The organism is Heliomicrobium modesticaldum Ice1 (genome assembly GCF_000019165.1).
GTDB classification, from domain to species: Bacteria; Bacillota; Desulfitobacteriia; order Heliobacteriales; family Heliobacteriaceae; genus Heliomicrobium; species Heliomicrobium modesticaldum.
In genome coordinates, this window is sequence record NC_010337.2 from 680,690 (window position 1) to 699,365 (window position 18,676).

Annotated in this window: 14 protein-coding genes; 11 read left to right on the top strand and 3 right to left on the bottom strand. The window is 59.5% G+C overall.

Annotated elements, in window-relative coordinates:
• Positions 1-49: 49 nt before the first annotated feature.
• Entirely contained in the window at positions 50-2,542 is a 2,493-nt protein-coding gene (gene uvrB / locus HM1_RS03085; protein ID WP_012281818.1) for an excinuclease ABC subunit UvrB, read from the bottom strand.
• A gap of 262 nt (positions 2,543-2,804) precedes the next feature.
• On the opposite strand from uvrB, the gene HM1_RS03090 reads away from it, so the two are divergent.
• The 6 genes from HM1_RS03090 to HM1_RS03115 all read left to right on the top strand — a co-directional run bounded on the left by HM1_RS03090 (position 2,805) and on the right by HM1_RS03115 (position 8,117).
• Positions 2,805-3,107: a hypothetical protein gene (locus HM1_RS03090; protein WP_012281820.1), complete on the top strand. Its 303-nt coding sequence runs from the start codon at positions 2,805-2,807 to the stop codon at positions 3,105-3,107.
• Positions 3,108-3,440: 333 nt separating this feature from the next.
• Positions 3,441-4,841: a sensor histidine kinase gene (locus HM1_RS03095; RefSeq protein WP_012281821.1), complete on the top strand. Its 1,401-nt coding sequence runs from the start codon at positions 3,441-3,443 to the stop codon at positions 4,839-4,841.
• Positions 4,841-6,391 (top strand): sigma-54-dependent transcriptional regulator, encoded by a 1,551-nt coding sequence (locus tag HM1_RS03100; protein WP_012281822.1) that lies wholly within the window; start codon positions 4,841-4,843, stop codon positions 6,389-6,391. The genes HM1_RS03095 and HM1_RS03100 overlap by 1 nt, the downstream gene beginning before the upstream one ends.
• Before the next feature lie 176 nt (positions 6,392-6,567).
• On the top strand, positions 6,568-7,416 hold the full coding sequence (locus HM1_RS03105) for a 4Fe-4S binding protein (RefSeq protein WP_012281823.1): 849 nt from the start codon (positions 6,568-6,570) through the stop codon (positions 7,414-7,416).
• Positions 7,417-7,472: 56 nt separating this feature from the next.
• Entirely contained in the window at positions 7,473-7,790 is a 318-nt protein-coding gene (locus HM1_RS03110; RefSeq protein ID WP_012281824.1) for a hypothetical protein, read from the top strand.
• A gap of 45 nt (positions 7,791-7,835) precedes the next feature.
• Positions 7,836-8,117, top strand: a complete 282-nt coding sequence (locus HM1_RS03115) for a hypothetical protein (RefSeq protein ID WP_012281825.1) — start codon at positions 7,836-7,838, stop codon at positions 8,115-8,117.
• Positions 8,118-8,201: 84 nt separating this feature from the next.
• Here HM1_RS03115 and HM1_RS03120 read toward each other — a convergent pair whose 3' ends face one another.
• Positions 8,202-8,444: a hypothetical protein gene (locus tag HM1_RS03120; protein ID WP_012281826.1), complete on the bottom strand. Its 243-nt coding sequence runs from the start codon at positions 8,442-8,444 to the stop codon at positions 8,202-8,204.
• A 223-nt stretch (positions 8,445-8,667) separates the two neighbouring features.
• Here HM1_RS03120 and HM1_RS03125 point away from each other — a divergent pair, with 223 nt between their 5' ends.
• On the top strand, positions 8,668-9,660 hold the full coding sequence (locus HM1_RS03125) for an arsenic resistance protein (protein WP_012281828.1): 993 nt from the start codon (positions 8,668-8,670) through the stop codon (positions 9,658-9,660).
• Between the two features lie 135 nt (positions 9,661-9,795).
• Here the strand turns inward: HM1_RS03125 and HM1_RS03130 are convergent, their stop codons facing one another.
• Positions 9,796-10,107 carry a hypothetical protein gene (locus tag HM1_RS03130; RefSeq protein ID WP_012281829.1) on the bottom strand — a complete coding sequence of 104 codons (312 nt, stop codon included), beginning with the start codon at positions 10,105-10,107 and terminating at the stop codon, positions 9,796-9,798.
• Between the two features lie 245 nt (positions 10,108-10,352).
• Here HM1_RS03130 and HM1_RS14375 point away from each other — a divergent pair, with 245 nt between their 5' ends.
• The 4 genes from HM1_RS14375 to HM1_RS03155 all read left to right on the top strand — a co-directional run bounded on the left by HM1_RS14375 (position 10,353) and on the right by HM1_RS03155 (position 18,618).
• Positions 10,353-10,712 (top strand): helix-turn-helix domain-containing protein, encoded by a 360-nt coding sequence (locus tag HM1_RS14375; RefSeq protein ID WP_012281830.1) that lies wholly within the window; start codon positions 10,353-10,355, stop codon positions 10,710-10,712.
• A 235-nt stretch (positions 10,713-10,947) separates the two neighbouring features.
• A complete protein-coding gene (locus tag HM1_RS15015; RefSeq protein ID WP_012281832.1) occupies positions 10,948-11,454 on the top strand; it encodes an ImmA/IrrE family metallo-endopeptidase in 507 nt (168 codons plus the stop codon).
• Between the two features lie 293 nt (positions 11,455-11,747).
• Entirely contained in the window at positions 11,748-14,372 is a 2,625-nt protein-coding gene (locus tag HM1_RS03150) for an S-layer homology domain-containing protein (protein ID WP_187147801.1), read from the top strand.
• A 184-nt stretch (positions 14,373-14,556) separates the two neighbouring features.
• Positions 14,557-18,618, top strand: a complete 4,062-nt coding sequence (locus HM1_RS03155) for a dynamin family protein (protein ID WP_012281834.1) — start codon at positions 14,557-14,559, stop codon at positions 18,616-18,618.
• Positions 18,619-18,676: the final 58 nt, after the last annotated feature.

The window sequence follows — 18,676 nt, forward strand, 5'->3', positions numbered from 1 at the left end:
GGCAAAAGGTGGTATGCTGCAGCAGCATAGCCTTATGATAGCCCTGCGATTATCCCTTTTTCCGCCCCCGCGGGCGGGAAGGCCCGGCTGAAGGAGGGAAAAAGTCCAATCCCGGATCCTGCGGCGCTTGGCTTTTTCCTCGGCCACGCCCTTTTGCCCGAGCGGTGCCGTTGCCGTCGTTGGCGCTGGGCTTGCGTCCGCCCCGTGCGGCCTTCGCCGCTCCCGTCGCCGCTCCTGAAGCCATGCCGCCTCCTGTCTTGCTCTTCGCCGGCGCAGCCCCCTTCAGTTCAATGATCACGTCCCGCAGGAGGGCGGCTCGTTCAAAGTCCAGCTCCTTGGCCGCCTGCCGCATCTCCCCTTCCAGGTCGGCGATCAATGCAGCCAATTGTTCCGGCGCCATCGCCTCCGATGAAGCCACCCTTTCCGGCGCAGCGGCCTCAAAGCCCTCCTCTGGCGGCAGACCCTCGGCCACTCGATCGGCTGATCGGTCAGAAGAGACCTCATAAGTTCCTGCGCCGCCGCCATGGCCACCTTCGCGGAGGACCCTTGCGCCGTCATCTCCCGCATAGCCTGTGCCGTAAGCGCCCTCGCCAGGCGCCGCCGCTTGCGTTGTCCAAGCATCGACGGCGCTTTCGGCGCCTTTTTTCCCTGTCCGCTTTTTCAGGAAAGCCGCCGCCCGAGCGAGCACGCCGCCGCCCGTTGTAGCGGCGCCGGCGGCCTCCTTGCGGTCGCCGCCGGAGATGGTCATCTCGATAACGTTGCGGACCGCCTTTTTGACGGTCTGGGGTGTGATGCCCTGTTGCTCATTGTAGGCGATCTGGATGGCGCGGCGGCGATTCGTCTCATCGATGGCTTTCTGCATCGACCGGGTGAGCCTATCGCCGTACATGATCACCGTGCCCTCCACATTGCGGGCCGCCCGGCCGATGGTCTGGATGAGGGAGCGATCGGAGCGGAGGAAGCCCTCTTTGTCGGCGTCGAGGATGGCCACAAGGCCCACCTCGGGCAGGTCAAGGCCCTCCCGCAGCAGGTTGATGCCGACGAGGACGTCGAACTCGCCTAGGCGCAGGTCCCGGATGATCTGCATGCGCTCAATAGCGTCCACATCGGAGTGCATCCAGCGGACGCGGACGCCCACATTGCGCAGATAGGCAGTCAGGTCCTCGGCCATCTTCTTCGTCAGCGTCGTCACCAGGACGCGCTGGTCTTTCTTGATGCGCTCGCGGATCTCGCCGAGGAGGTCGTCGATTTGCCCCTTCACGGGACGCACGTCGATGACCGGGTCGATGAGGCCTGTGGGACGGATGATCTGCTCCACCACCTGCTCGCTCCGCTGCAACTCGTAATCGGCCGGCGTGGCCGACACGAAGACGACCTGGTTGAGCATCTGCTCGAACTCGTGGAACTTAAGGGGCCGGTTGTCGGCCGCCGAGGGCAGGCGGAAGCCATGTTCGATCAAGGTCATCTTGCGCGAACGGTCCCCCTGGTACATGGCGCCGACTTGCGGGATGGTCACATGGGACTCGTCGACCATGAGCAGGAAATCTTTTGGAAAGAAGTGCATGAGCGTATAGGGCGGCTCGCCGGGCGGGCGGAAGGTGAGGTGGCGCGAGTAGTTCTCGATGCCGGTGCAAAAACCCATCTCCCGCAGCATCTCGATATCGTAGCGGGTTCTTTGGGCCAGCCGCTGCGCCTCTACGAGCTTGCCCTGCTCCTTGAACCAGGCGAGCCGCTCCTCCAGCTCCGCTTCGATGTTGGCGATGGACAACTCCAGTTTGTCCCAGTTGGTCACATAGTGGGTGTTCGGAAAGATGGAGATATGATAGCGCTCGCCGTAGACCTCGCCGGTGAGGGTGTCGATCTCGCTGATGCGCTCCAACTCGTCGCCGAAAAACTCGAGGCGCACGGCCCGGTCCGAGTAGGAGGCGGGGAAGACCTCGACGACGTCGCCGCGCACCCGGAAGGTCCCGCGGGTGAAGTTGATGTTGTTGCGGCTGTACTGGATGTCGACGAGACGGCGCAGGACGGCGTCGCGATCATAGATCTGACCCTTGCGCAGGGAGATCATCTGATCGAGGTACTCCTCCGGCGAACCGAGGCCGTAGATGCAGGAGACGGAGGCGACGATGATCACGTCGCGCCGCTCGATCAAGGCGGCTGTGGCGGCGTGGCGCAATTTATCGATCTCGTCGTTGATCGAGGCATCCTTTTCAATATACGTGTCCGATTGCGGCACGTAAGCCTCCGGCTGATAGTAATCGTAGTAGCTGACGAAGTACTCGACGGCGTTGTCCGGGAAGAATTCCTTGAACTCGGCACAGAGTTGGGCAGCCAGGGTCTTGTTATGGGCCAGCACCAGGGTGGGGCGCTGCACCTTTTCGATGACCGAGGCCATGGTGAAGGTCTTGCCCGTCCCCGTCGCCCCCAGCAGCGTCTGGTATCTCATGCCTTTTTCGATGCCTTCGACCAAGCGGGCGATGGCCTGGGGCTGGTCCCCTTTCGGGACGAATTCACTCTTCAGTTGAAACAACCGTTGTTCCATATTGCGACCAACCTCCAGTTTCCAAAAAAGCAGGCCCCTATCAACCTAACGATTTATTATATCAGACGCAAGCCTTCCGCGCCCAACCTTATCCTGTCGGTGATCAACCGATTTTCTGACATCTTCGTATCGAAGGGTCGCCTGGGCGCTCGTGTCTTGCAGGATTTGCAGAATGAGAAGTGGAATAGGATAGGAAAAACCGCGCCGGATAGCAGACTCTGATCCCGTTATCCTGATCGGCTTCCACTAAGGGAGGATGTTTGTGAGCAAAAACAAACCGAACAGCAAAGCATCATCGCAAAAAGAGACCGCCGCGACAGCGACCGCTCCGGCGACGACGACGGTCAAGAAGTACGGGCCCGACAACCCGAACGAGGAGCTGCTCAAATCGCCTGCCGTCAAACTGGTGGCCATCGCCTTCGGCACCGCCGTCTCCTACATCGTCGGCCGCATGGTCCAAGGGGGCGGTCCCCAGGAGGTGCCGCTCGGTCTCTACGCCGCCGGCTTTTTCCTGTCCACCTCTCTCTTTCTCTTTGTCCGTTCGCTGTTGAAGAAAAAGAAGTGAAGCCGCCTGCCTCGTTTTTTGCGCCCTCCTTTGAAGGCCAAAGCGAAGCGCCGGGGACGGTAAAGGGAAAGGCAGGAAGAACGCGCTTCCTGCCTCGTCTTTTTCCGCACGCTGCGGCGTCTTCGGGCCGCCACGGCATTTGTTATCGCCAATAGGGTGGCGCCGCCACGTCCGGCCTATGCTACAGGTATCCCGTCTCGGCGCTTATTTCGATGCTTTCGCACCTTTGGCCGTTTTTTCGGCCTGTTTATCCAGTTCCTTCATGTCGACCACAGGGGACACATCAGGTGTCTCTATCACTCTTTGATCACCCCGCTGCGAAGGAGGAACGCCATGACCGCTTCTCTGCCGCTGCCGGTGCGCCTGCTCCTGTCCTTGCTGGCGGCGACTGCCGCGATTCTGCTGGCTGCTTCCTATTACAATTACCAGCGTTCCATGGAGGTCAAAAGGGTGCTGTTGCAAAACAAAGCCGCCGGCATCGCCCAGACGATAGAGGCACTGGCGCGCAAGAGCCCGAGCCGCACCCCTGAGGAACTGCAATCGCTCATCGCCGCTTGGCCTGACGATCCCGACCTCTTCGACCTGACCGTCTTTGACCGCAACGGCATGATCATCGCCCATCGTGATCCGGCGCGTTTGGGGAAAGAGGACGTCGCCTCCTTGTTTCTCGTCCGGCAGGTTTTGGCAGAACAGCAAATGTCTTTCCGCTACCTAAAAGGGCACACGCCGTCTGCTTCCTCCACCGGCGCGGCCTCTGGTATACCGGAATCGCCCAACCATACCCCACCGGCTTCGCCCCTTTTTGAGGCCTTTCTCCCCCTGCATCTGGGAGGCTTTGACGGGGAAGGCCCGCGCATGGCCGGCGATTACCAGCCCCGGTTCAAGGTGCTCCGGGTCCAACTCCGGGAAAGCGCCGCCGGCGACGTGAGTCGCGCCGCCTTGTGGCAGCTCTTTCTCATCGGCCTGGTCCTGTTGGGAACACTGACTGTGACGGCCTATCTGGTGCAAACCCTGCGCCGCTACTTCACCCTGGAGGCACAAGCCCGCGAACAGGCCCGGATGGCCTCCCTCGGCCAGGTCGCCACCTGGGTCGCCCACGAGGTGCGCAATCCCCTCGGCGCCATCAAGGGGCTCTTGCAACTGATTCAGGAAACCATAGAGGAACGAGACCCCGATGGGCAGTCACGGCGCTACTGCGAAACAGCCGTCAGGGAATCGGAACGTCTCGAACGTTTTGTCGGCGACCTGCTCGCCTACAGCCGCCTGCCCCAACCGACGATCACGGAATGGCCGCTGGCCAACCTGGTTCAGGAAATCACCGCTTTGCTGGAACCGGAACTCGCCAGACAAGATGCCGCCATTGTGACGCAGATCGAACCGCCGGGATTGATCGTCCGGGCCGACCGGGAGCAGATGCACCGCCTCTTGCTCAACCTGATCCAAAACGCCCTGGCGGCGATGCCGTCAGGCGGGGATATTCACCTGCGCGCCCTTTCCAGCCCCACAGAAGAAGGCCTGTCGATCATCGTAGAGGACGAAGGGATCGGTCTGCCCCCCGGAGCGGAACACCGCCTCTTTGAGCCCTTTTTCACGACTCGCGAAAAAGGCAGCGGTTTGGGGCTGGCGATCTGCCGCGATATCGCCAACCGTCACGGCGGGACGATCCGCGCCGAAGGCGCCCCGGGGGGCGGCGCCCGCTTCATCGTCAACCTGCCGGAAAAGGGGGAGCTGTGATGGAAAGGCCACTCAGACTGCTTGTCGCCGATGATGAGGAAGCTATGCGCCTCTTTCTCTCGGCTGCGCTGGAGCGCGCCGGACACCGGGTCGATGCGGTGGAAGACGGGCAGTCGGCATTAGAAAAGATCGTCGCGGCCGAGCGAAGCAAGGCGCCCTATGCATTGGCCCTCATCGATCTGCAGATGCCCCGCCTCCCCGGCATGGACCTGTTAAGCCACATCCGCCGGGAGTGGCCTCGCCTGCCTGTCATCATTTTGACGGCGCACGGCTCCATTCCTACGGCGGTGGAAGCCATGAAACTCGGCGCCGCCGATTTCCTGGTCAAACCCCTGCCCAGCCCCGGCCATCTAAGGGCGGCTGTGAGCCGCGTTTTGGCACAGAGCGCCCTGAACGCTGCCGCTGGGCACAACGATGCCGACCGTGACGCTGTCCGGAGTGACACCGACCCGGTTGGCATCGCCATGACGCCGCTTGGTCCACCTACCGCGCCGGCTGCATCCCCTTCCGGGAAAGTCTCCGCCCAACGGGAAAGCGGCCGCCTGTCGACGCCTGCCGGCGGCGTTGAAGCCCTGCGCAGGCCAAACCCCGAATTAGCCGTAAATGACCTGATCGCCTGCGACCCCGCCACCTGCGCCGTCCTGGAACAGGCGCGCCTCGTCGCCGAGACAGACACGACGGTCCTGCTCCTCGGCGAGAGCGGCGTAGGCAAGGAGGTTTTCGCCGGCGTCATCCATCGCCTCAGCAAACGCTCGGCCGGCCCCTTTGTGGCGGTCAATTGCGCCGCCCTGCCGACGTCGTTGATCGAGAGTGAACTCTTCGGCCATGAACGAGGCGCCTTCACCGGCGCCCATACGATGAAGATCGGCCGCTTTGAACAGGCCACCGGCGGCACCCTATTCCTCGATGAGATCGGTGAGCTGGAAGCGACGGTGCAAGCGAAACTGCTGCGCGTGCTCCAAGAGAAGCGTTTTGAACGCATCGGCGGGACCCGTTCCATCGCCGCCGACTGCCGGATCATCGCAGCGACCAACCGCGACCTCAAGGCCGCCGTGCAGGAGCGCCAGTTCCGGTCTGATCTGTACTACCGCCTAGCCGTCTTTCCCATCGAAATCCCGCCCCTCTGCCGGCGTCCCGCCGACATCCTGCCGCTGGCCACCCACTTTCTCACCCGCTTCGCCGGCAAAAACGGTCGCGACCTGCCCCAGCTGACCGAGGCGGCTCTGGCCGCCCTGCAGGAACATCCCTGGCCGGGCAATGTGCGCGAGCTGGCCAACGCCATTGAACGGGCGCTGATCCTCTGCGCCGGAGGGCCCATTGAGCCGCGCCACCTGGGACTCGCCCACCGGGAAAAGGCGAGAGCTGATCAAGGGGTGAAGGCGCTGGCCGATTCGACCGACGACGGGATCCTGAAACAGCAGGAGCGGGACACGATCCTCCGTGTCCTGGCCGCCAACGGCAACAACCGCCAGAAAACGGCCCAGCAGTTAGGTATCAGCGTGCGCACCCTCCGCAACAAGTTGAAGGAGTACCGCATCCAGACGGACTGACAGCGGCAGCGGCATTTTTTTCTCCTTCGGCGGCAAAAAGTTCCCCCACTGACACCGTCATTCGCGAAAGCTCAGCCTTTTCACCCGCCACGATGGCGGGTTTTCTCATTCTACTCCTGTTGGCACGCTTTTTGCGTGTATAGATCGGCAAAGGCAATACAAAGGAGGCATGCCCTATGACCCGAAAATCGATCCTGCACCCGTCGCGCCGGGTAACCCTGGTCCGCTGGCTCTCGCTGCTCTTCTTCGTGGGACTCACATCCTATATCGGCCTGCGCCACCAGATCGTCGGCGGAGGACCGCAGGGGGCGGCGCCGTTAGACACCTTTTGCATCTTCGGCGGCATCGAAACCCTGTGGTCCTATGCCACGACGGGCAAGTTTCTCGCCAAAACGAACATGGCCAACCTGGTGCTCCTCGCGGCGGGGATGCTCCTCCTTCTCGTCACCGGCGCCGGTTTTTGCGGCTGGATCTGCCCTCTCGGCGCCATCCAGGAATGGCTGGGCGGTCTCGGCAAAAAGCTCTTCGGCAAAACCTTCACCGTCCCGCCCAGCGTCGACCGTCCGCTGCGCGCCCTTCGCTACCTCTTTCTCGCCCTCATCCTCTACATGACCATCGCCGACAACAAGCTCTGGTTTGAACCTTATGACCCCTTCAAGGTGCTCTTCCACTTCGACTTTGAAACGACCACATCCATCGTCGTCCTGGCGCTCTTTGTCGCCTTCTCCCTCCCCATAGAACGTTTCTGGTGCCGCTATCTCTGCCCCCTCTCAGCCGTCTACAGCCTGGTGAGCCCCTTGAGCATCTTCAAGCTCAAGCGCCAACCCCACGCCTGCATCGGCTGCGGTGTGTGCACCCTAAACTGCCCGATGGGCATCGATGTGCAGCACTGCGGAACCATCCCTGACGGGCGATGCATCAAGTGCCTGCAATGCATGGAATCATGCCCGAAACCGGATGCCCTTGTGCTGGAAGCAGGAAAGTCCCGACCCGCAACATCGATTCCCCCATCCCTGTCCCGGTGAATTTCTCCGGCAACGGTCTTGGAGAGATGTTTTCACAATTAAGGAGGAAAAAGGCGATGCGCATCAAACCGCTTCATTACGGACTGCTTGTACTGGCCCTCTTCTGGGGCGTCATCGGCGGCGCCATGGCCAGCAACCTGTGGGTGACGAAACAGTCGCTGCCCCCGGTCGGAACGGTCACTTCGACGGAAGAGATCAAAGGCTGGATGACGCTGGAGCAGATCGGCGAAACCCTCTCGCTGCCGACGCCGGAGGTGATCCGCCGTCTGGGCCTGCCCCCGGAAAGCGATCCGAACAAGAAATTGAAGGACCTCGCCGCCGAACAGGGCAAGACGCCTGACCAATTAAAAGAGGGTCTGCTCGACCACAAATAAAGTCCTGATTTTGCCCATACTAGCTCCTGCAAAGGAGTGGAGCCCATGACAGATCGTGATGTGACGGAAGGCTTTCCGTCGCCTTCCCATCCTCTCCGGTTCGTTCAGCCGGGCCGGGAAGGCGCGAGCCAGGCCTTGTCCCCCGATGAGGAAGGGCAGAACCGGCAAAGCCGCGCAGCGGCGTGGTCAGTCGACCGATTCAGGTCATTGTCCTCCGATGAGGAAGGGCAAATCACCCGGGAGAGCGGCAGCGAGATACAGTCCTGGGGCGACTTTGCCTTGCAAAGGGAACTGCACCGGTCAAGCGACGATGATCTGCTGACATGATCTCCCGTGAACACACCATGCTCCTCCCATGAACGTAAAAAGAGCCGGCGAGCCCTGAAGGCCGCTCCGGCTCTTTTTACCTTATTAGCGATAGCCCCTGCCGTAACCGTACCCGAAACCTGCCCAGAAGGGAAGGGTCAATGCCAAGACGGAGATAGCAAAAAAGGGATAGAAGAAAAGGCCGGGGTTGCTGGAATAAAACCAGACACCGTTGGGCGTGACCCGTTGGATCCTGCCACGGAGCACCCTCCCGCAATTCAGCCGCATCTGAGCCGGTTTCCCGCAATGGGGAGAGACGGTGCGATAGCATACTGGCCGCAAGATCATGTTGCGCTTCCTCCTCTTGTTGGCAATTTTTGGATATTATATTCTATGCCCATCTTCACCTTTGCGATCCCTCTTTTGACCGGATATCAACAATCAGCGGCTGTAAAGGGCGCCCTCTTTCGCCGATCAAAAAAATAAAGTTGTCGTCTATACGGTGCGCGCGAAAATCGTTCTGCCTATAATCATAGTATCTGGATACCATACAGGGGTAAGGAGGATTCTCATGGGCAAAACGGCGCTGTTTTGGCCTTCCAAGAACCCGGTGCTCAGCATACCGATCACATTGGCGCTTGGGTTCACGGCCGGTCTGTTTGTAGACACGAGCAGCCTCGGCAACTTTATTCTCATCTGCACTTTTTTGATGATCTACCCGACCATGATCGGCGTCAAACTGAAAGAGGCCTTCGACTTCAGCCATGCCAAGGTCGTCGGCATCTCCCTGATCATCAACTTCCTGCTCATCCCGCTTTTAGCCTGGGGTCTGGGTACGACCTTCCTCTCAGGCGATCCGTCCATGATGGCCGGCCTAGCCATCGCCGGCCTGCTGCCGACGAGCGGCATGACCATCTCCTGGACGATGATGTTCAAGGGCAACGTGCCGGCCGCCATCAAAATGACCGCCCTCAGCCTGATCATCGGGTCTATCCTGGCGCCCTTTTACCTCCTCATCATGGTCGGCAAATACGTGCCCATCGACCTGATGAAGACCTTCACCACTATCGCTGTCATCGTCTTCCTGCCCCTGGTGCTGGGGCATGTGACATTCCTCCAGTTAAAAAAGAAGTACAGCCAGGAACACTTCCAGAAGGTGATCAAACCCTACCTGCCGGCGGTCAGCTTCTGGGCCATGCTGGCCATCATCTTCGCCTCCATCTCCATGAAATCGAAAATGGTGCTCGCCCGCCCCGACCTGCTCGGCGGCATCTTGCTCGCCTTAGCGGTCTTCTACCTGATCAACTTCACCTTGAGCACCGTCATCGCCCGCCTCTTCCTCAACCGCGCCGACGGCGTCGCCCTGATCTACGGGACAGTGATGCGCAACCTCTCCATCGCCCTCGGCCTCGCCATCACCGCCTTCGGCCCCCAGGCCGCCCTCGTCGTCACCCTCGCCTTCATCCTGCAGGTCCAGGCGGCCGCTTGGTACGGCAAGATGGCCGACCGCTTCGGCTTCTTCGGCAAGACACCATCAGACAGCTTGGCTGTAAAACAGGCATAGGGGATATCCCATCAAAGGCCGCGGTCACACTGCGGCCTTTCTATTACCCGCCTGTGGCATCACCATTTTTTGTTTTCCTGAAGATGAAAGCCCGGGGCACCTCTCGAACAGAGCGGCGCTCCGGGCTTTCGTCTCTTATTGGCAATGCACAAGCAGTGTCTGTTTCTCTTCACAAGCCTGCTTGCAGCGGATTTGTCGCTTCCATCGCTTTGCCCGCTGCTGATTCGGCACAGCTTTTTGGGGCAATTCCGCCCCTGTTTTGCTGTTCTTCTCATATAGGATCACCTTTTTTGTGATCTTACTTCGATAAAGGGCAACGACAAGCTTGTCCACTTTGACGGATTGACAAAGCACACGGTTGTCGTCATGGCCATACCGTTCTGCCAAGCGTTTCATAAGCTGTCGGGCAATGGTGTAGCGTTGAAAAAGCGAGAGCGTTACCGCCATCTTCTCCCCTCCTCACCCTGGTTTTACAACCTGCCATACCTCCGCAGTCCCTTTTGCTGTTGTAAATTATTTCCATTGACAAAATTCACTGTAATAGAAGATCATTCGTTACAAGAATTTCTTATCCTTAGTATAATAACGTTTTTCGTTATTTTCAAGCATTTTTCATCACCATCTCTCAATATTCGTTACAATCCTGTTGCCGTGTGTACCTCTCCAGTAAAATATTGAAGAGGTGACTTGCTGTGGATTCCATTGGCAATCGGATCAAACATCTGCGCAAACAACGCGGCCTTACACAGCCACAACTTGCGAAACTGCTCAACGTATCGCCTCAAGTGATCTCCAATTGGGAGCGCGGCTATACGCCAACCATCGCCCCTGAGTCCATCGATAAACTGGCCAGCATCCTGGAAACGACAAGCGACTTTCTGTTGGGTCGCAGTACCGCTAGCATCTCTTCTTCCCTCGAAGCATTGGAGAAAAGCTGGCCCGAAGGCATCAAGGTATTGCGCCGCGCCAACGAGAAGCTTACGCCAGAAAAAAAACGGGTGATCCTGGAATTGATCGACACCTATGTCCGCACGGAGGGGAATCACGATTGAAAAATTACCTTCACTCCCTAGAGAAGCACTGATTCACCGGCTGCGCCATCTTCGAAAACTCCGCCGCAAGGGCAGTCACCCTTGCCAGCCACCCGGTGCTTACCTGCTTGTTCGGCAAGCAAAGCCGTCGTTTTTTTTCGATAGTATACAAAGCTACGCCGAAAGAAAGGCTCAGCTTCCCCAAGCCGTCGCTCCCCCACTGATCCCGCTTCGGCCTCGTTGCAACCGCTCCCGAATGATCGCCCGCCACTTTCGAGGTTCTTCGGCCCTCCCACTGGGCTTTGACCCCACCTGCCATGCCTTGTCTCAACAAGCACGGCTTTTCTGGGACAAGCGCGTCGACGATGGCATCACCTTCTACCACTCCCATAGTGGCAGCTACACGGTCATTCTCAACCCGTCACTGCCCCGTGGCCGTTTGCACTGGACCATGGCACACGAACTCGGCCACATCCTGCTCGGCCATTTCACCGACTATAACACGAATCGGCTGACGGCCCATGAAGAAAAAATCCTTGACCGAGAAGCCGATGAATTTACGAAAGAATTCCTAATGCCTGCAGCCACCGTTATCGGCGCAGTGAGAAGACCGCTCACAGTAGCCAAGATCGGACGCGTGAAGAACCTGTTTCAGGTATCTTGGGAAGCCACGGGGAATCGCCTGATCGAACTTGCCTTGATCCACCCGCTCGAACTGCACCGGCTATACCATCATCATCAGAAACAACTGCACCGGGAATGAGCCAGGCCCTTGCCTGCATGGAAGGCAGCGATGTCAAAGCGCATCAGCTACGGTACTGGCTCAAGCCAGGCCCTTGCCTGCATGGAAGCCAGACGGACCGATCCCCCTTCGGACCGTCTTTTTTTGCTCTCCTACAGACAATATAGAGGCGCTCCCTTGGAAGCAGGGAAACTTTTTTCGCCACATCATCGTCCATATATTGCATTTAATAAGGCCTCTGCCATCGGACACAGGATTTTCTTCTTGAGATGTCGAAAAATCAGGAAGCAAAAGCAACCAAAGGAGGGTATTCTTTGCGAAGACGACTTATCAGTGCTTGCGTGGCCCTCTCCATCGTGCTGTCACCAACTGCCGGGCTGGCTGCCGTAAGGCAGTTCGGAGATGTGAGCACCGTCATGCCCGAGTACCGACCGATCATGAAGCTTTCCGCCCAGGGCACCATCAAGGGAAGAGGCGACGGCAACTTCGGGCCTTCCGATCCTGTGAAACAGTTAGAAGCGCTCGTCATGGTCCAACGCTTTTTTGGGATGGAGGCGACGGCAACTGCCGCAGCTTCCCGACTGACGCCGGACATGGAGAAGAAATTCGGCGGCAACGTGCCGGCCTGGGGAAAAGGCTATCTTGTCACCGCCGTCAATCAGAATCTGCTCGACGCCAATGAATACTTCCCATGGCATCAGGGGGCCACACGGGCCTGGGTCGCCCGTCTCCTGGTGCGACTGCTCAACAAAGAACAAGAGGCCCAAAGCCGTATGAACGCCCCCCTCACCTTCGCCGACGCGACCTTGATCCCCGCCTCCCTCCGCGGCCATATCGCCGTCGCCACCGACCTTGGGCTTATCCGTGGGCGAGAAAATGGATGCTTTGATCCCAACAGCATCGTGACCCGCGGGGAGATGGCGATCTTCCTCGACCGAGCAGAGCGGAAAATGGATCGGTTGCCTCCGGGGATCGATGAAGCCACCTTTATCAGCGGACGCGACGCCATCCTTTCGGTGCTGGATGAAGAAAACCGCCTCAGTTCATTGACCCTCGACGCCAACGCCCGGATCTTTGGCACCGAGAGAGCAGTCGCCCTCAGTGACCTCAACCCCCAGGACAAGATCCGTTACATCCAAGATGGAGACAAGGTTGTGTACCTTGAGGTGGTCCAAGGCAGCGGTCAAAAGGCAAATGTGCTGCGCGGCGAGGTGATCGCCTCCCTCCCAGAGCAGGGACTGCTCACCCTGAAAGATGACGCCGGCAAACCCTTCACCTATTCCCTTGCCACCAGCGTCAGCGTCATCGATCTAGCGGGGCAAATGCTCTCAACAAGTCACGTTGGCCCCGGCAGCAAAGCCCAACTCCGGCTCAACAACGAAGGGAAAATCGCTGAAATCCTTCTGGAAAGTGTCGGACAACAGGGTTTGTACGGAACGATCGTTGACATAAACCTTACGGCAAAACTGCTTATTCTCTCCGACGGCGCCAATCATTATTCCTCTTACTACCTGGCCGATAACACCACCGTTGAATACAACGGGAAACGCTTCGCCTCCCTGGAGGATCTGGCAAAGGGCGACCTGGTCAGTGTCGAAGTTGACGGCAGCTATGTGGTCAACAAAATCATACTGCAAAAACCGAAGAGCACAGTGACCGTCAAAGGAACCGTCAGCCTGATCAGCAGAGACAGCCGGTTGGTGACGATCAAGGGCGACGACGGTCAGCTGTATGCCTTCGAACTGCCGGAAACAACGGCCCTTCAGTTCTCAGACGGCACATCAGCGGCCATTGAAAACCTTTATCTGCAGGATACTGTGACTTTGCAATTGGAGAACGGCACCGTCAAAAAACTGGTCATCGTCCGCGCAGGCAACACGAAGGGATTGACAGGGAAGATCGCCTCCATCGACGCGAACCGCCGCTTGCTGATCGTCAAGGATGCGCGAGATCGCCTTCAATCCTATGAGATCAACGATCCCGTCATCTTGGATATCGAAGGGAACACCAAACCGACAATCAGCAACCTGGGCATTGACACATCGATCGAGTTTGAATTGAATGCAGATAACAAAATCACCTATATCAAGTCCAAAAACACCATCGAGGGCGTCGTCACCCGTGTTGACGCCGATCGTCACCTCATCACCCTCCGCGACGCAGCCGGGACGGAAAAGATATACACCGTTGAAACGAACGCAGAATGCCAGATTTTCCGGCGCTCCGGTGAGGATCTGGATGATATCGACGTTGATGATCGAGTGAAGGTGCGGGTTTCAGGCGACAAAATCAACCGGATCCAAGTACACACGCAGCTGACCGGCGAGATCATCGACAAAACCTCGGAGCGCATCTACATAAAAGATATCGACAACAACGAACGTTCTTACACGGTGAACAGCACTTTGAAACTGATAGTGCCCAACATCATCAAGCCGAGTTTGTCTGATGTCACTATCCGCCAGTGGGCTGTCGTTTCCTACTGGGGCGATGAACCTTACCAGATCGCTGTACAGACACCGGTTGCCGGCGAGGTCACCGGCGTCGATACAGGTCGCGATAAACTGGTCATCCGCCAGTATGACGGTTCCAGCCGCACGTTAGAAAAGGCAAGCCCTTTCAAGGTCGATAAGGGAGGAACAACCTCTTACGGACTATCCGCTATCAGCATCGGCGATCGCATTCAAGCATTTACCGATGAGCAAAACCGGATCATGAGGGCTTTTGTGGCCAGTAAGGTATCGGGCAAGATCGACGGCATCAACCGGACCACCAAGGATATATACATCGGGACGACAGTGGGTTACCACATCGACAGCAACACGATCATCACCCTGAACGGTGTGCGCAAGAACTTCGACGATATCCAACAGAAGCAGAGCGCAACCATCTACTACACTGGCGGTTACAACGCCATCGAGGTCAATCTATCCAACTAAGTTGGTCTGAATTCCCCCTATCGCCCTGAATTTGTCTGAATTCCCCGTTTCACCGGGGAATTTTTTCTCTTTTTTTATTCCTTTACATACATGTTGAATATGCTATTCTAAATGAGCGAGAAAGAAGGAACGCCACGGCTTCCTTCGGGTTATTCAATACTTTTGTATTTTGTCAAGTAGGTGCGTGAAATTGACGACAAACCCTCTCCCGGCATCGGCGATCATCCCGATGCTGATCGAACGGCTGCAGACCCTGGCCGACCGCTTTCGCCAAAGCCGCGACGAGCACGCCGCCTACGCCGCCGAAACCCTGATCGGCAAACTGCGCCGACGGCAGTTGCGCATCGCCTTCTGCGGCCACGTCTCCGGCGGAAAATCGGCGCTGATCAACGCCCTGATCGGCGATGACATCTTGCCGACGAGCCCCATCCCATCGAGTGCCAACATCGTCACTGTCCGCTCCGGACCCGCCTCTGCCAGGGCGCGGCTCAAAAGCGGCGAAACAGTCGAACTGGACCTCTTCGCCAACCTTTCAGGGGTGCAGGAACACTGCCTCGACGGCACTGACACCCACTCCGTCGATATCGCCATTCCCATCGACCTCTTCGGATGCGCTGTCGACCTCGTCGACACGCCCGGCGTCGATTCAGCAGAGGCGGCCCGCCGTCTCGCCGAAGATCCCGCCATCGTCGCCGCCGACGTCATCTTTTACGTCATGGACTACAACCACGTCCAGTCCGAGATCAACTTCTCTTTCACCAAACGCCTCAAGGAACGGGGCAAGCCGGTCTTCCTGATCGTCAACCAGATCGACAAGCACTGCGACTTTGAACTCGACTTCGACTACTTTCGGCGCAGTTCCGCCGCCAGTTTCGCCGCCTGGGACATCCAGCCCGAGGGGATCTTTTTCACCAGCCTTTCCGACCCGTCCCATCCGGAGAACGAACTTCCCCGCCTGAAGGCGCGCCTTCGGGATCTCTTCCGCCATGAAGAAGAACTGCTTGTGGCCTCTGTCCTGCCGGCGACCCGGCAGTTGATCGACGACCATTGCCGGCGTCTCGCTGAGGCCGACCGGGAGGAACGCCAGCGGCTGCAAGCCCTCCTGGATGCGGCGGAAGACCTGGAAGAGGCGCTGCAAAGCTACGGACAGGTCAGCCGCCGGATCGATGAACTGCAGCGCGCGCCCCAGCGGCTTAAGGAGGAACTGGACCGGGAGATCCGACGGGTCGTGGAAAACGCCCGCATCACCCCCCACACCACATCGGAACTGGCCCGCCGCTACCTGGAAAGCCGCAGCTCCGGCTTCAAGGTGGGCTTCCTTTTTTCCAGCGAAAAGACAAAAAAGGAAATCGCTACTCGGCTTGCGGCGGTCTATGCCGATTTTCGCCAGCATGTTTCCACGCAGTTGGAGTGGCACCTGCGCGACGTCCTCGCCCGGGTAGCCGAAAGGCACGGGGTGACCGACGGCGAATACATTCAGCGCGCCAACAGCCTCACCGTCCATTGGGGCGCCGACCTGCTCGCCCGGTTGGTCCGCGAAGGCGCTGTCGTCGGCAACGAGTACGTCCACAACTATACCCGCGACATCGCCGCCGAGGTGAAGTCCCTTTACCGCCGGGAAGCCCTGGCCCTGGCCGAAGAGGCCGTCCAGCTGGCAAAAAGGGCCGCAGCCCGGCAAATTGAGCAATTGACGCGCCAGCTGGAGCCCCTGCAACCGCTGGTTGACGCGATCAAAACGCTGGATAAGATGGAGCAGGCAGAGCGAAAAAGCCGCAACGAGTTGCTGGCCGCCTTGCATCGCGGTCTACCGGAGGTCGTGCCGATGGAATCGCTGCTCTCCCCCCCGCCAGAGACTGCAGACAGCGCGGCAGGGGGAACGGGCGGCACCGCTGCTGCCGTGAGCGGGACGGCGCCCGATCCCCTGGCTGGCCTGGGTCAGGCGCTTCGCGAACAATCGGCACCAGAACGCGCCGCCTCCGGCCGTTCGGATTTTGACCTAGCCGCCGACTTGCTCGCTGCGCCTGCGCTCAATGCCGCGACCGGCCTATCCGATGGCGCCACGCCACCGATCCTGCAGCACACGGCGCAGCGCTTGCGCCGTTGCGCCGCCGCCGTGGCGCCCCTGCCCGGCTTCGCCCATATCGCCGAAGAGCTCGCCAGCCGGGCCGAACGGCTGGAGAAAAATATTTTTACCGTCGCCCTCTTCGGCGCCTTCAGCGCCGGCAAATCGTCGGTGGCCAACGCCCTTCTCGGCCGCCCGGTGCTGCCCGTCTCGCCCAACCCGACGACAGCGGCCATCAACAAGATCCTCCCACCGAACGAAGAGAACCCCCATGGCACAGTGCGCGTCCGCCTGAAGACAGCCGCCGACATCGAGAGCGACGTTCTCCATTCCCTCAGCGCCTGCGATGTGGCCGCCTCGAACATGGCCGAGGCGCTGCGGCGGCTCCATGAGATCTCCCCCGGCGACATCCACCCGACAGCCAAGCCCCACTACTCCTTTCTCCGGGCCGTCGCCCGCGGGATCGGCGCCGTCGAGAGCCGCCTGGGCGAAGAACAGATCATCGACCTGGACGCCTTCCAGGACTATGTGGCCAGTGAGGAAAAAGCCTGTTTCGTCGAGTGGATCGAGCTGTACTATCGGTGCCCCCTCACCGCCCGCGGCGTCATGCTCGTCGACACACCCGGCGCCGACTCGATCAACGCCCGCCACACCGGCGTCGCCTTCGACTACATTAAAAAGGCCGACGCCATCCTCTTTGTCACCTACTTCAACAGCGCCTTTTCCCATGCCGACCGCGACTTCCTCTTCCAACTGGGTCGGGTGAAAGACAGCTTCGGTCTGGACAAGATGTTCTTCCTGATCAACGCCGCCGACCTGGCCCGCAGCGCCGGCGAGCTGGCCGAGGTGCAACGCCATGTGGCCGAACGGATCACCGCCTGCGGCATCAGCAAACCCCGCCTCTACACCGTCTCCAGCCAGACGGCGCTGCTGGCCCGCCTGGGCGAACTGGGGCTGTTGACGGCTTCCCAGAAGAAGACCTACCGGCAGCGGACAAATTCGCTCGCCGCTGTGCGAAAAGCTGGGACCGCCAGAGAGGGCATTGGCGGAATCGGGGGCGGAATCGGGGCCGGTATCGAAGGCGGTATCGAAGGCGGTATCGAAGGCAGTATCGAAGGCAGTATCGAAGGCAGTATCGAAGGCAGTATCGAAGGCAGTATCGCTGACAGCGCTGGACTGCTCCCTTGGTCGGCAGCTTTTTCCCTCTCCGGCTATGACCGTTTTGAAGCCGACTTCTACGGCTTTACCCTCCATGAGCTGACTCAGATCGCCGTCTCCGCCGCTGAGGGGGACATACAGCGCTGTCTTGCCGGTTTAGACGATATGATCGAAGCGGCCCGCCTGGACGCGTCGGCGCGCCGGCGCCAACGGGTCGCCTGTGAGACCTCCCGTCTCGAGGCGGAACGGGCCGTCAGCGCCGTCAGCGTCGACGCTGACGGCGATCTCCTGGACAAAGAAGCCGATGAATTGATCTATTACGTCAACCAGCGGATCTTCTACCGCTTTGGCGATCTCTACGACCGCTACTTCAACCCGTCTGTCCTCCAGGACTCACGAGGCAACATCACGAAACAAAGCATGCAGCACTGCCTGGAGGAACTGCTGCAGACCCTGGAGAAAGAACTGGCCCAGGAGATCCGGGCTACGTCGTTGCGCCTGGAGCAGTTCGTTCACAAGCGCGCCGGCCAGTACCGGAACAAGCTGGCCCAGTCCATCGGGGCCATCGACTCCCGCTGCGCCCTGCCGGCCTATGAGCCGGTGGCCTTGCCGGCACTGGAAATACCGGAGCAGCTCTCCCTCTCCCGCTCTGAAGCCCTCCGCGTCTTGCCCAACGGGTTCGGCAACCCCAAGGACTTCTTCGAAGGTTCCGGCCGCAACCGCCTCCGGTCACAACTGGAGGAGAGCCTCCGCACCCCCGTGCAGAATTACCTGTCCGATGCATCCGTCGTGGTCAAGGCCATTTACGCCCCCCTGCTGGCGCAACGGCTGGAAGAAGCGCGGCACCGTGCCCTACAGGCCGTCGCCGACCACTACGCCGGCCTCCTGGCGGCGCTCGATGCGGATTTTGACCTGGCTGCTGCGGAAGGGATCCGCGCTGACCTGGCAATGCACGCTGGCCTCGGCGATGAAAGCCGGTTTCGGCAGCCTGCGACAGCGACGGCTGCGACCAGCGCCTGGAGATGATGCAAACAGCCCCGGATGACGTCCGAAACTCAGGCGTCTTCCGGGGCTGTTGAATCGT

Coding starts and splice junctions, on each gene's coding strand:
- HM1_RS15015 (WP_012281832.1), top strand. CDS start 10,948: ATGATCGCCCGCCACTTTCGAGGTTCTTCGGCCCTCCCACTGGGCTTT.
- HM1_RS03125 (WP_012281828.1), top strand. CDS start 8,668: ATGGGCAAAACGGCGCTGTTTTGGCCTTCCAAGAACCCGGTGCTCAGC.
- HM1_RS03105 (WP_012281823.1), top strand. CDS start 6,568: ATGACCCGAAAATCGATCCTGCACCCGTCGCGCCGGGTAACCCTGGTC.
- HM1_RS03110 (WP_012281824.1), top strand. CDS start 7,473: ATGCGCATCAAACCGCTTCATTACGGACTGCTTGTACTGGCCCTCTTC.
- HM1_RS03115 (WP_012281825.1), top strand. CDS start 7,836: ATGACAGATCGTGATGTGACGGAAGGCTTTCCGTCGCCTTCCCATCCT.
- HM1_RS03100 (WP_012281822.1), top strand. CDS start 4,841: ATGGAAAGGCCACTCAGACTGCTTGTCGCCGATGATGAGGAAGCTATG.
- HM1_RS03120 (WP_012281826.1), bottom strand. CDS start 8,444: ATGATCTTGCGGCCAGTATGCTATCGCACCGTCTCTCCCCATTGCGGG.
- HM1_RS03130 (WP_012281829.1), bottom strand. CDS start 10,107: ATGGCGGTAACGCTCTCGCTTTTTCAACGCTACACCATTGCCCGACAG.
- uvrB (WP_012281818.1), bottom strand. CDS start 2,542: ATGGAACAACGGTTGTTTCAACTGAAGAGTGAATTCGTCCCGAAAGGG.
- HM1_RS03095 (WP_012281821.1), top strand. CDS start 3,441: ATGACCGCTTCTCTGCCGCTGCCGGTGCGCCTGCTCCTGTCCTTGCTG.